General features: G+C 72.5%; 10 protein-coding genes and 1 pseudogene. 2 read left to right on the forward strand and 9 right to left on the reverse strand.

What is annotated here, in order from left to right; translation table 11 throughout:
• Position 1: 1 nt before the first annotated feature.
• From ACIF8T_RS28875 to ACIF8T_RS28900, 6 genes are all read right to left on the reverse strand, one after another.
• Positions 2 to 514: a MaoC family dehydratase gene (locus ACIF8T_RS28875; RefSeq protein WP_400039034.1), complete on the reverse strand. Its 513-nt coding sequence runs from the start codon at positions 512 to 514 to the stop codon at positions 2 to 4.
• Between the two features lie 5 nt (positions 515 to 519).
• Positions 520 to 1,479, reverse strand: coding sequence for an HpcH/HpaI aldolase/citrate lyase family protein (locus ACIF8T_RS28880; RefSeq protein ID WP_400039035.1), 960 nt, complete (start codon positions 1,477 to 1,479; stop codon positions 520 to 522).
• On the reverse strand, positions 1,476 to 3,524 hold the full coding sequence (locus ACIF8T_RS28885; RefSeq protein WP_400039036.1) for a protein meaA: 2,049 nt from the start codon (positions 3,522 to 3,524) through the stop codon (positions 1,476 to 1,478). Before ACIF8T_RS28885 ends, ACIF8T_RS28880 begins: the two co-directional genes overlap by 4 nt.
• A gap of 18 nt (positions 3,525 to 3,542) precedes the next feature.
• Positions 3,543 to 4,880: a crotonyl-CoA carboxylase/reductase gene (gene ccrA / locus ACIF8T_RS28890; RefSeq protein ID WP_400039094.1), complete on the reverse strand. Its 1,338-nt coding sequence runs from the start codon at positions 4,878 to 4,880 to the stop codon at positions 3,543 to 3,545.
• Between the two features lie 387 nt (positions 4,881 to 5,267).
• Positions 5,268 to 6,077, reverse strand: coding sequence for a TetR family transcriptional regulator (locus ACIF8T_RS28895; protein WP_400039037.1), 810 nt, complete (start codon positions 6,075 to 6,077; stop codon positions 5,268 to 5,270).
• Between the two features lie 136 nt (positions 6,078 to 6,213).
• Positions 6,214 to 8,019, reverse strand: coding sequence for a 3-hydroxyacyl-CoA dehydrogenase family protein (locus tag ACIF8T_RS28900; protein ID WP_400039038.1), 1,806 nt, complete (start codon positions 8,017 to 8,019; stop codon positions 6,214 to 6,216).
• Positions 8,020 to 8,421: 402 nt separating this feature from the next.
• On the opposite strand from ACIF8T_RS28900, the gene ACIF8T_RS28905 reads away from it, so the two are divergent.
• Entirely contained in the window at positions 8,422 to 8,997 is a 576-nt protein-coding gene (locus ACIF8T_RS28905) for an adenylosuccinate lyase (protein ID WP_400039039.1), read from the forward strand.
• 92 nt (positions 8,998 to 9,089) lie between these two features.
• Here ACIF8T_RS28905 and ACIF8T_RS28910 read toward each other — a convergent pair.
• The 3 genes and pseudogenes from ACIF8T_RS28910 to ACIF8T_RS28920 all read right to left on the reverse strand — a co-directional run.
• Positions 9,090 to 9,482, reverse strand: a pseudogene (locus tag ACIF8T_RS28910) (Rid family hydrolase); the annotation flags it as partial.
• 40 nt (positions 9,483 to 9,522) lie between these two features.
• Positions 9,523 to 11,097 (reverse strand): alpha/beta hydrolase, encoded by a 1,575-nt coding sequence (locus ACIF8T_RS28915; protein WP_400039040.1) that lies wholly within the window; start codon positions 11,095 to 11,097, stop codon positions 9,523 to 9,525.
• Positions 11,098 to 11,231: 134 nt separating this feature from the next.
• Positions 11,232 to 12,290: an Rv2578c family radical SAM protein gene (locus ACIF8T_RS28920; protein ID WP_400039041.1), complete on the reverse strand. Its 1,059-nt coding sequence runs from the start codon at positions 12,288 to 12,290 to the stop codon at positions 11,232 to 11,234.
• A gap of 158 nt (positions 12,291 to 12,448) precedes the next feature.
• Here ACIF8T_RS28920 and ACIF8T_RS28925 point away from each other — a divergent pair, with 158 nt between their 5' ends.
• Positions 12,449 to 12,892, forward strand: coding sequence for an SRPBCC family protein (locus ACIF8T_RS28925; RefSeq protein ID WP_400039042.1), 444 nt, complete (start codon positions 12,449 to 12,451; stop codon positions 12,890 to 12,892).
• The last annotated feature ends 76 nt before the right edge of the window (positions 12,893 to 12,968 follow it).

A 12,968-nucleotide genomic window follows, 5' to 3' on the forward strand; every position in this document is an offset into this window, starting at 1 on the left:
GCTACTTCTCCTGCTGCTTCGGCTCGGGGCGGCCCGGCTGCTCGCCGCCGCGCTCCTTGATGTACGTCTCGGTCGGCACCATGACCTTGCGGCGGAACACGCACACCAGCGTGCCGTCCTGCTTGTAGCCCCTGGTCTCGACGTGGACGATGCCGCGGTCGTTCTTCGACTTCGACGGCCACTTGTCGAGCACGGTCGTCTCGCCGTAGATCGTGTCGCCGTGGAAGGTCGGCGCCACGTGCCTGAGCGACTCGATCTCCAGGTTGGCGATCGCCTTGCCGGACACGTCCGGCACGGACATGCCGAGCAGCAGGGAGTAGACGTAGTTCCCGACGACGACGTTCTTGCCGAAGTCCGTCGTCCGCTCCGCGTAGTGCGCGTCCATGTGGAGCGGGTGGTGGTTCATGGTGAGGAGGCAGAAGAGGTGGTCGTCGTACTCCGTGACCGTCTTGCCCGGCCAGTGCTTGTAGACCGCGCCGACCTCGAACTCCTCGTAGGTGCGTCCGAACTGCATCGCGCTCAGGCCTCCGGGATCTCGAACGTGCTGGTGCGCCGCAGGCCGGCGGCGCGGCCCTTGCCCGCGACGACCAGGGCCATCTTGCGGCTGGCCTCGTCGATCATCTCGTCGCCGAGCATCGCGGAGCCCTTCTTGCCGCCCGCCTCGGAGGTGTAGTAGTCGTACGCGTCCAGGATGAGCTCGGCGTGGTCGTAGTCCTCCTGGGAGGGCGAGAAGACCTCGTTGGCGGCGTCGACCTGGCCGGGGTGCAGCACCCACTTGCCGTCGAAGCCGAGCGCGGCGGCGCGGCCGGCGACCTCGCGGAAGCCGTCCACGTTGCGGATCTGCAGGTAAGGCCCGTCGATCGCCTGGAGGTCGTTCGCCCGGGCCGCCATCAGGATCTTCATCAGGATGTAGTGGTAGGCGTCCGCCGGGTAGCCGGGCGGCTGCTCGCCCACGACCAGCGACTTCATGTTGATCGACGCCATGAAGTCGGCCGGGCCGAAGATGATCGTCTCGATGCGCGGGGAGGCCTGCGCGATCTCGTTGACGTTGTTCAGGCCCTGCGCGTTCTCGATCTGCGCCTCGATGCCGATCCGGCCGACCTCGAAGCCCATCGTCTTCTCGATCTGGGTCAGCAGCAGGTCCAGGGCGACGACCTGCTGGGCGTTCTGCACCTTCGGCAGCATGATGCAGTCCAGGTTCGGGCCCGCGCCCTCGACGACCGTCACGACGTCGCGGTACGTCCACTCGGTCGTCCAGTCGTTGACGCGGACCACGCGCGTCTTGCCGGTCCAGTCCCCCTCGTTGAGGAACTTCACGACGGTGTGCCGCGCCTCGGGCTTGGCGAGCGGCGCGCACGCGTCCTCCAGGTCGAGGAAGACCTGGTCCGCCGGGAGGCCCTGCGCCTTCTCCAGGAAGCGCGGGTTGCTTCCCGGCACCGCGAGACAGGAGCGGCGGGGACGCAGACGGTTGACGGTCATGCGGGGACCTCCAGGGGGTCGAGCTTGTTCGCGTTCCGGATCTCGTCGACGATGCGGCCGATGATGCCGGTGATGTCGAAGTCCTTCGGGGTGAAGACCGCGGCCACGCCCGCGGCCCTGAGCTGCTCGGCGTCACCGCTGGGGATGATGCCACCTGCGATCACCGGTATATCTGTGGCACCGGCCACACGGAGCCGCTCCAGCACGTCCGGCACCAGCTGGGCGTGCGAACCGGAGAGGATCGACAGGCCGACCGCGTGCACGTCCTCGGCGAGGGCCGCGTCCACGATCTGCTCCGGGGTGAGCCGGATGCCCTGGTAGACCACCTCGAAGCCGGCGTCGCGCGCCCGGACCGCGATCTGCTCGGCGCCGTTGGAGTGGCCGTCCAGGCCCGGCTTGCCGACCAGGAAGCGCAGCTTGCCCACCCCGAGGTCGCGGGCGGTCACCTCCACCTTGCGGCGCACCTCGGCGAGCTGGGAGCCCTCCTCGGCGGGGATCGCCACCGGCGCCGACGACACGCCGGTCGGGGCGCGGAACTCGCCGAACACCTCGCGCAGGGCCCCGGCCCACTCGCCGGTCGTGACCCCGGCGCGGGCGCACTCCAGGGTGGCCTCCATGAGGTTGTCCGTGCCGCGCGCGGCCTCCTTCAGCCTCTCCAGCGCCTTGCACGGGCGCGGGTGGTTGAAGGGCGGCTGGTAGCGGGTGTCGCGCCAGTGCTGCAGCGAGGCGATCACCCGCGCCTCGACCGCCGGGTCGACCGTCTGGATGGCGGTGTCCAGATCGGCCGTCAGCGGGTTCGGCTCGGTCGACTCGAAGACGTTGACGCCGACGATCTTCTCCTGGCCCGACTCGATCCGGGCCCGGCGCTCGGCGTGCGAGGCGACCAGCTGCGACTTGAGGTAGCCGGACTCGACGGCGGCCATCGCGCCGCCCATCTCCTGGATGCGGTCGATCTCGGCGAGCGCCGCCCCGACCAGCTCCTCCACCTTCGCCTCGATCACCTTCGAGCCCTCGAAGATGTCCTCGTACTCCAGCAGGTCGCTCTCGTAGGCCAGCACCTGCTGGATGCGCAGCGACCACTGCTGGTCCCAGGGCCGGGGCAGGCCCAGGGCCTCGTTCCAGGCGGGCAGCTGCACGGCGCGGGCGCGGGCGTCCTTGGAGAGGGTGACGGCCAGCATCTCCAGCACGATCCGCTGGACGTTGTTCTCCGGCTGCGCCTCGGTCAGGCCGAGGGAGTTGACCTGGACGCCGTAGCGGAAGCGGCGGTGCTTGGGGTTCTCGATGCCGTAGCGCTCGCGGGTGACCTTGTCCCAGATGCGGCCGAAGGCGCGCATCTTGCACATCTCCTCGACGAAGCGGACGCCCGCGTTGACGAAGAAGGAGATCCGGCCGACCACGTCGCCCATGCGCTCCTGCGGCACCTGGCCGGAGTCGCGCACGGCGTCCAGCACGGCGATCGCGGTGGACATCGCGTACGCGATCTCCTGCACCGGCGTGGCGCCCGCCTCCTGCAGGTGGTAGCTGCAGATGTTGATCGGGTTCCACTTCGGCAGGTGGGAGACCGTGTACGCGATCATGTCCGTCGTCAGGCGGAGCGACGGCCCCGGCGGGAACACATGGGTGCCCCGGGACAGGTACTCCTTGACGATGTCGTTCTGGGTCGTGCCCTGGAGCTTGGTGACGTCCGCACCCTGCTCCTCCGCCACGACCTGGTAGAGCGCCAGCAGCCACATGGCCGTGGCGTTGATCGTCATCGAGGTGTTCATCTGCTCCAGGGGGATGTCCTGGAACAGCCGGCGCATGTCGCCCAGGTGGGCGACGGGCACCCCGACCCGGCCGACCTCGCCCCGGGCGAGGACGTGGTCGGAGTCGTAGCCGGTCTGGGTCGGCAGGTCGAAGGCGACCGACAGACCCGTCTGGCCCTTGGCGAGGTTGCGCCGGTACAGCTCGTTGGACGCCTCGGCCGTGGAGTGACCGGCGTACGTGCGCATGAGCCACGGCCGGTCCTTCTCCCTCCGCGTGGCGGAGGTCTGACGCTCAGTCATCGATGACCTCGGGTGTCCTCAGATGTTGCGGAAGCGGTTGATGGCGTCGATGTGCCGGGCGCGCATCTCCTCGTCGCGCACGCCCAGGCCCTCCTCGGGGGCGAGGCACAGGACGCCGACCTTGCCCTGGTGGAGGTTGCGGTGCACGTCGTAGGCGGCCTGGCCGGTGTCCTCCAGGGCGTAGACCTTGGAGAGCGTCGGGTGGATCTTGCCCTTGGCGATGAGGCGGTTGGCCTCGTAGGCCTCGCGGTAGTTCGCGAAGTGCGAGCCGATGATCCGCTTCAGCGACATCCACAGGTAGCGGTTGTCGTACTCGTGCATGTAGCCCGAGGTCGAGGCGCAGGTGGTGATGGTGCCGCCCTTGCGGGTGACGAAGACCGAGGCGCCGAAGGTCTCGCGGCCGGGGTGCTCGAAGACGATGTCGATGTCCTCGCCGCCGGTGAGCTCGCGGATGCGCTTGCCGAAGCGCTTCCACTCCTTGGGGTCCTGGGTGTGCTCGTCCTTCCAGAACCTGTAGCCCTCGGCGTTGCGGTCGATGACCAGCTCGGCGCCCATCTTCCGGCAGATCTCGGCCTTCTCCGGCGAGGAGACGACACAGACCGGGGTGGCGCCGCCGGCGAGGGCGAACTGGGTGGCGTAGCTGCCGAGACCGCCGCTGGCGCCCCAGATGAGGACGTTGTCGCCCTGCTTCATCGCCGCGCCGTTGCGGGAGACCAGCTGGCGGTAGGCGGTGGAGTTGACCAGGCCCGGTGCCGCGGCCTCCTCCCAGCTGAGGTGCCGGGGCTTCGGCATCAGCTGGTTGGTCTTCACCAGGGCGATCTCGGCGAGGCCGCCGAAGTTCGTCTCGAAGCCCCAGATGCGCTGCTCGGGGTCGAGCATGGTGTCGTCGTGGCCGTCGGGGGACTCCAGCTCGACGGACAGGCAGTGGGCGACGACCTCGTCGCCCGGCCGCCAGGCGTTCACGCCGGGGCCGGTGCGCAGCACGACGCCCGCGAGGTCGGAGCCGATGACGTGGTACGGCAGGTCGTGGCGCTTGGTGAGCGGGGAGAGCTTGCCGTAGCGCTCCAGGAAGCCGAAGGTCGACAGCGGCTCGAAGATCGAGGTCCACACCGAGTTGTAGTTGACGGAGGAGGCCATGACGGCCACCAGGGCCTCGCCCGGGCCGAGTTCGGGCACCGGGACCTCGTCCAGGTGCAGGGACTTGCGGGGGTCCTTGTCACGGGTGGGCATGCCCGCGAACATCTCCGTCTCGTCCTTGTGCACGGTGACCGCGCGGTACGACTCGGGGATCTGCAGGGCGGCGAAGTCGGCCGAGGTGGAGTCGGGCGACTGGATCGCGGCCAGGATGTCCTTCATGGTCACGGTGTTGCCTCCGGCGATGAGCACCCTGAGGGAGGGGTGCTGAGGGTTACGTCGGTGCTGCTGGGGGTCGAGGGTGTGCCGTCGGTCCGGCGGTGGTGCTTCGGCAGCGCTTGGTCGGCGCGGGAGGGTGCCTGTGACGCAGGCGTCCGGGGCGCGCGGACGGTGAGTCCGCTGGGACAGCCGCCCGGACTCCTTCAACGTATGACACCGCGTGTCAGGTGACAAGGCACTGAGTGCCAGAACTTGCTCTCAGATGAAATCTTTACGTAACAAATGAGCGATGATCGATCGAACGGGGCCTTCGCGGGGTGCGAAAACGGGCCCTGACATGCCAAAACGGCCACCCGGGCGGGTGGCCGTCGTCACAGCGGGGAGGGACGCTCAGCGCTCCTTGAGCGCCTGCTCGATGGTCCGCATGACCTCGTCGAGGGGGGCGTCGGTGCGGGCCACGGTCACCAGGACCTCGCCCTGCGCGGCGGCCGAGACCGCCGGCGGCTTCGGGGGCGCGGTCCGGCCGGCCATGATGCCCGTGCCGAAGGTCTTGCGGACGATCGCGAAGGCGTGGTCGAGCTGCGCCTCGACGTCGCCCTGGCCGCCGGCCCGCAGCCAGCGCCGCAGGACGTGGTTGTGGGCGGTGACCACCGCGGAGGCGGCGACCTCGGCCAGCAGCGGGTCGTCGTTGGCGTCGTCGTCGTGGGCGTGCTCGTCGAAGTGGCCGAGGAGGTAGCGCGTGAACAGGCGCTCGTAGCGGGCCACCGACGCGATCTCGGCCTCGCGCAGGGTGGGCACCTCGCGCGTCAGCTTGTAGCGGGCGACCGAGATCTCCGGCCGGGCCGCGTACATCTTCATGACTTCCTTGATGCCGCGGCACACCGTGTCGAGCGGGTGCTCGTGCGCGGGGGCGGCGTTGAGCACCGCCTCGGCGCGGATCAGGGTGTCGTCGTGGTCCGGGAAGATGGCCTCTTCCTTGGAGCGGAAGTGGCGGAAGAAGGTGCGGCGCGCGACCCCGGCCGCGGCCGCGATCTCGTCGACGGTGGTCGCCTCGTACCCCTTGGTCGCGAACAGTTCCATCGCGGCGGCCGCCAGTTCCCGGCGCATCTTGAGCCGCTGGGCGGCGGCGCGGCTGCCGGCGGCGCTCTCCGGAGCGTCGGTCGTAGCTGGTGTACGTGAGGACTTGGCGGGCTGGGACATGACCCGAACGTACTGCATGCGCGCAGCTCGATGCGCATGCACGGGCCGTCCCCCGCCCTGGACGGGCGGGGGAGGACCGGCGGGGCCCAGCAGTCCGCCCCAGTCCTCGCCGGGGCGGAACCGGTCGCCGGGGCGCTCAGCGCTTGGCATATTCGCGGAAGCCGCGGCCGGTCTTGCGGCCGAGGCAGCCCGCGGCCACCAGGTGCTCCAGGAGCGGCGCCGGGGCGAGCCCCGGGTCGCGGAACTCGCGGTGCAGGACCTTCTCGATGGCCAGCGAGACGTCGAGCCCGACGACGTCCAGGAGCTCGAACGGTCCCATCGGGTAGCCGCCGCCCAGCTTCATCGCCGCGTCGATGTCGTCCAGCGACGCGTAGTGCTCCTGCACCATCTTGACCGCGTTGTTCAGGTACGGGAAGAGCAGCGCGTTGACGATGAAACCGGCCCGGTCGCCGCAGTCCACCGCGTGCTTGCGGATCCGGCCGCAGACCTCGCGGACCGTGGCGTGCACGTCGTCGGCGGTCAGGACGGTGCGGACCACCTCGACCAGCTTCATCGCCGGCGCCGGGTTGAAGAAGTGCATGCCGATGACGTCCTGCGGGCGCGAGGTGGCGCGGGCGCAGGCCACGACCGGGAGGGACGAGGTGGTGGTGGCCAGGACCGCGCCCGGCTTGCACACCTTGTCCAGCGTCGCGAACAGCTGCCGCTTGACCTCCAGGTCCTCGGCGACGGCCTCGACCGCCAGGTCCACGCCGGCGAAGTCGTCGTACGTCCCGGTCGGCGTGATCCGGTCCAGGGCCCGGGCCGCGGCCTCGGCGGTCAGCCGGCCCTTGTCGACCGAGCGGGCCAGCGACTTGCCGATCCGCGCCTTGGCGGTCTGCGCCTTCTCCGCGCTGCGCGCGGCCAGCACGACGTCGTAGCCCGCCTTGGCGAAGACCTCGGCGATGCCGGAGGCCATGGTGCCCGAGCCCGCGACACCGACCGAGCGGACCGGGCGGCCGGGGCTCCGGTCGCCGCCCTCCGGCGGCGTCAGGGCGTCCCCCACCACCGCGGCGCTGCCGGGCGCCTCGTAGGTGTAGAAGCCGCGCCCCGCCTTGCGGCCCGTCAGGCCCGCCTCGCTGAGCTGCTTGAGGATGGGCGCCGGGGCGTGCAGCCGGTCGCGGGACTCGGCGTACATGGCGTCCAGGACGGTGCGCGCGGTGTCGATGCCGATCAGGTCGAGCAGGGCGAGCGGACCCATGGGCAGGCCGCAGCCGAGCCGCATCGCGGCGTCGATGTCCTCGCGGGAGGCGTACTTCGCCTCGTACATCGCGGCCGCCTGGTTGAGGTAGCCGAACAGCAGGCCGTCGGCGACGAAGCCGGGCCGGTCGCCGACCGCGACGGGCTCCTTGCCGAGGTCGAGGGCGAGGTCGGTGACGGCCGCGACGGCCGCCGGCGAGGTCAGCACGGACGAGACGACCTCGACCAGCTTCATCGCGGGGGCCGGGTTGAAGAAGTGCAGGCCCAGCACGCGTTCGGGGCGGGCCGAGTCGGCGGCGAGCCGGGTGACGGACAGGGCGTTGGTGCCGGTCGCCAGGATCGTCTCCGGGCGCACGATGCCGTCCAGCTCCCGGAAGATCTGCTGCTTGACCTCGTACGACTCCGGGGCCACCTCGATGACCAGGTCGGCGTCGGCCGCGGCGCGCAGGTCGGTGGAGGTGCGGACGCGGGCGAGGGCGTCCGCGCGTTCCTGCTCGGTCAGGCGGCCGCGCTCGACGGCGCGGGCGGTGGAGGACTCCAGGGCGGCGGCGCACCGCACGGCCTGGGCCTCGCTGATGTCGATGCCGATCACGTCGCGGCCGGCCTTGGCCAGGACCTCGGCGATGCCGGTGCCCATGGTGCCGAGGCCGACGACGGCGACGGTACGGAGCGGGGACAGGGAGGTGTCGGAGAGGGGAGCGGCCATCGCGGGACTCCAGGAATGAGGGTGACGACGGGAAGCGCGCCCCGGTGCGCCGAAGGGGCGCACCGGGTGCGTGGGAGTGAGTGCGGGTGTTGGCCGGGCCGCGAGCGCACACGCCCGGTGCCGTCCGTGGCCCCCTGCGCGGCCGGGGCCGAGCGCGGGGAGGGCGTGCACACGCCCGAAGGACGGCGGAACCGACCGGCCCTGTCCCGGGGCCGAGTCGTACCTGCGGTACCTGCTGTACCGAACCGACTGCTCTCGCGGCGGCCGCGTCACCAGACCGCCGAGAGGAATGCGAAGGGGTACCTCGCTCGTCTGAGCTTAACCGGCGGGTAACGAGCGCGCCAGCCCCCGGTCTTTGTGATGTACGTCCCGCTCGCACGGCGACGCCCTAATCTCTCCGTCATGGACGAAGAGTTGCGATCGCTCACGGAGCGCTTACGGGCCGAGTCGGGCGGATCGGCGGCCTACGACCGACTCGTGGCGATCGACGACCCGGACGCGCTGGCCGCGGTGCTCACCGAGCCCGGACAGCCGCTGTGGGCCCGGGAGCTGGCCGCGTTCCGGCTCGGGGTCGCGGGGGACCGGCGCGCCTTCGAGTCACTGGTGCTGCTGCTGAACCACCGCGACCCGCCGCGCTGCGCCTCCGCCGCGCACGCCCTCGCCCGCCTCGGCGACCCGCGCACCGCCCGCGCGGCCGCCGCCCTCGCCACCAACGAACTGCGCGTCGCCTACGCCCTGCACCCGGTCCGGCTCCTGGTCGAACTGCGCGCCCCGGAGGCGGTGCCCGCGCTGATCACCACGCTGCGCCGCCGCCTGCGCCCGCACGACCCGTACCGCCGGGTCGCCCTCGCCTGCGTGGAGGGCCTCGGCACCCTGGCCGACCCCCGCGCCAGACCCGTCCTCACCGAGGCCCTGGCCCACCCGGCCCTGGCGGAGGCGGCGGTACGGGCGCTGGGACGGATCCCGGAGCACGGGTGAGCGGGACCGGCGGCGGCCCGTCCGGAAGCCGGCGGCGCGGTCCGCCGCGCCCCTCGTCCGCGGTCCGGTCGGGCGGACAGCACCGCCGGCGCCCCGATCTCCGTCAGGGACCCCGGGCGGACCGGCGCGGCGACCCGGACCGCCGAGGCGGCCGGGAGGCGGCCGGCGGGGAGACGGGCCGCGCGGGCCTCGCGGAGCGCGGGCAGGCGGCCCATGTCCGTGACAGAGCAGGCCGGTTCGACGACGCCGTCGGAGCCGGTGCCCGCGGCGGCCGGGCGGCGGCGCGGGTTCTCGAAGGCCTGGCGGGCCCGGGCCGCCGGGTCGCCCTCGCCGACGAGTCCGCCGTCCTCGTCGAGGGGCGGCTGCCCGGGGACGGCGACGAGACGGCCGGTGCCGAGGACGACGCGGGTGCACCGGGCGGCGGGGGCGACGCCCTCGGGGGCGGTGACGCGGGTCGGCTCGCTCACGCGTCCACCGTGGACCACGGCCCGGCAACTCCCGCCCGCCGAGGGCGCTTCGAGGCGGTCAGCGGCGGAAGCCGAGCATCCCGTGCAGGGTCGCGCCCGGCGTGGACCGCGCCGGCGTCCGCGCCGCCGACGGCTTCGGGCCGGGCAGTGCCGGGCACACCGCGTCGGCCGTGCCGCCGCCGCGCGGCACCGTGCCGTCCGCCAGGTAGGCCGCCAGGTGCCGGTCCAGGCAGGCGTTCCCGCTCAGCGTGACGCCGTGGTTGCCGCCGCCCTCCTCGACCACCAGCGCGGAGCGCGCCAGCAGGTGATGCAGCGTCACACCGCCCTCGTAGGGGGTGGCCGCGTCGTGCGTCGCCTGGAACAGCAGGGCCGGCGGCAGCTCGTCGCCGGCGACGTCCACCGGCGTGCGGGACGGCACCGGCCAGAACGCGCACGGCGCGTTGTACCAGGCGTTGTTCCACGTCATGAACGGCGCCTTCTCGTGCGTCACCCGGTGGTCCTTGCGCCACTGCCGCCAGTCCCGCGGCCAGGCGGCGTCCCGGCACTGCACCGCGGTGTAGACGCTGTAGCCGTTGTCACCGGAGGCGTCGACCGCGCCGAGGTCCTCGTACGCCCGGACCAGCGGACCGGGGTCCCCGCCGTCGGCGTAGGCCGCGAACGCCTCCGCGAGGCGCGGCCAGTGGCCGTTGTAGTAGGCGCCGGGGGCGAAGGTGTCCTCCAGTTCGGAGGCGCCCACCGTCCCGCCGGCCGGCTCCGCGGCGAGCGCGGCCCGCATCGCGTACCACGCGGCCCCGACCTCCTCCGGGTCGGAGCCGAGCCGGTACGTGCCGTCGTGCCGGGCGACCCACGCCAGGAAGGCGCGGTGGCGGTCGTCGAAGGCCTCGTCCTGGCGCAGGTTGGCGTCGTACCACACCTCGGTCGGGTCCACGACGGAGTCCAGCACCAGGCGCCGGACCCGCTGCGGGTGCAGCTCGGCGTAGACCGCGCCGAGGTAGGTGCCGTACGAGTAGCCGAGGTAGCTGAGCCGTTCGGCGCCCAGCGCCCGCCGGATCAGGTCCATGTCGCGCGCGGAGCTGACGGTGTCGATGTACGGCAGCACGTCCGCGTACTTCCGGCCGCAGGCGGCGGCGAAGGACCGGGCGCGGGCCAGGCCGGCCCGCTCGACGGCGGGCGTGCCCGGCACGGAGTCCGGGCGCACCGGGGCGAAGTGGCCCGGCCGGCAGTCCAGCGCGGGCCGGCTCGCCCCCACCCCGCGCGGGTCGAAGCCGATGACGTCGTACTGGGCGGCCACCTTCGCGGGCAGCGCGGCGGCGACGAAACCCGCCAGTGCCAGACCGCTGCCGCCGGGACCGCCGGGGTTCACCACCAGCGGCCCCTGGTAGGTCCTGGCGGTGTGCGGGACGCGGGACAGGGCGAGCGTGATCTGCCGCCCGTCCGGCCTGGCGTGGTCCAGCGGCACCCGCAAGGACGCGCACTGGAGCGTCGGGTGCTCGTCGGTGCCGCACTTCGTCCAGGCCGGCCGCGCGACGGCCACGGGGTCCGCGGGGCGCGGTGCGCGCGCCTCGGCGGGCACGGCCGTCAGGGTGCCGGCCACGACGGCGGCGGCGCACAGCACGGCTGCGCGTTGTCTCATGGGTCCTCCCGGGACGGAGGTCGGCGGACCGCGAGGCTCGCGGTTCTCGCCGCATCGTCCCGGAACACACCCCGGAAACGACGGATTCCGCCCGGTCTTGACCCGATCGGGTCGCTGGATGCGCTCGAATGATCCTAAAGGAGCGAGAGTTGGGTCGGCTCGCCCGTCGCGGGCCGGGGAGCCGGTGCGGGCGGGGCCGGCTCCGGCCGCCCGGTCCGCCGGGGCGGGCCCGCGCGCCGGGGGCCGATGCCGTACTCCTCGGCGAGGTCGTGCACCTGACGGGTGATCCGGCGCTGGTACCACGTGGGCGCGTAGGCGCCCTGCGCGTACAGCCGCTCGTACCGGCCCACCAGGTGCGGGTGGTGCCGTCCGAGCCAGGCCATGAACCACTCGCGGGCGCCGGGCCGCAGGTGCAGCGCCAGCGGGGTCACGGACGTCGCCCCGGAAGCGGCGATCTCCCGCACGGTGGCCCGCAGCCGGGCCGGGTCGTCGCTCAGGAACGGGATCACCGGGGCCATCAGCACGGCGCAGTCGATGCCGTGCCCGGTGAGGGTCCGCACGACGTCCAGGCGGCGCTCCGGCGCGGGCGCGCCCGGCTCGACGGTGCGCCACAGCGCGGTGTCGGTGAAGCCGACCGAGACGCAGATCCCGACGTCGGTGACCTCCGCGGCCTGTCCGATCAGCTCCAGGTCGCGCAGGATCAGCGTCCCCTTGGTCAGGATCGAGAAGGGGTTCGCGTGGTCGCGCAGGGCGCCGAGGATGCCCGGCATCAGCCGGTACCGGCCCTCCGCCCGCTGGTAGCAGTCGGCGTTCGTGCCCAGGGCGATGTGCTCGCCCGGCCAGCGCGGGGAGGCGAGCCGGCGGCGCAGCAGCTCGGGCGCGTTCACCTTGACCACGATCTGGGAGTCGAAGCCGAGGCCTGTGTCGAGGTCCAGGTAGCCGTGCGTCTTGCGGGCGAAGCAGTACACGCACGCGTGCGTGCAGCCGCGGTAGGGGTTGACCGTCCACTCGAAGGGCAGGCGCGAGGCGCCCGGCACCCGGTTGACGATCGAGCGGGCCCGCACCTCGTGGAACGTGATCCCCCGGAACTCCGGGGTGTCGAACGTCCGTGTGACCACCGAGTCCGCGTCGAACAGCGCGGGCCCGCCCGCCCTCCGGTGGCCGGGGTCGTCGGTGAGGTTCTCCCAGCGCATGACGCCTCCTCGGTAGCACTGGCCTCACAATAGAACACATGTTCCCTTGATCGTGCGCGTGCGTTTTCGACCGGCTCCGGCACCCCGATTTGGGAGCCCGGGGACCGGGGTGGTTGGCTGTGCCCCGACCCCGAGAACCCATGTCCTGGAGGAACCCGATGGCGCAGGTCGAGGCCACGACGGAGCGGATCGTCACGGCGGACGCGGAGACGGTGTTCGACGCCCTGGCCGACTACAGCGGCACCCGTGCGAAGCTGCTGCCCGAGCAGTTCAGCGAGTACGAGGTCCGCGAGGGCGGCGACGGCGAGGGCACCCTCGTCCACTGGAGGCTCCAGGCCACCAGCAAGCGCGTGCGCGACTGCCTCCTGGAGGTCAGCGAGCCTACCGACGGCGAACTGGTCGAGAAGGACCGCAACTCCTCCATGGTCACCACCTGGCGGGTCACCCCGGCCGGCGAGGGCAGGGCCCGGGTGGTCGTCACCACCACGTGGAACGGCGCCGGAGGCATCGGCGGGTTCTTCGAGCGGACCTTCGCGCCCAAGGGCCTCGCCCGGATCTACGACGCGGTGCTCGCCAAGCTCGCCGCCGAGGTCGAGAAGTAGCCCCAAGGGGCCGGTGTCCCGGGGGCGTTGCGCGGGTGGCGCGCCCCTCACCGGTTCGAGTGATCCTCGTGCGGCG

Origin of the sequence: Streptomyces sp. NPDC085946 (assembly GCF_044540485.1) — a bacterium.
GTDB lineage: Bacteria > Actinomycetota > Actinomycetes > Streptomycetales > Streptomycetaceae > Streptomyces.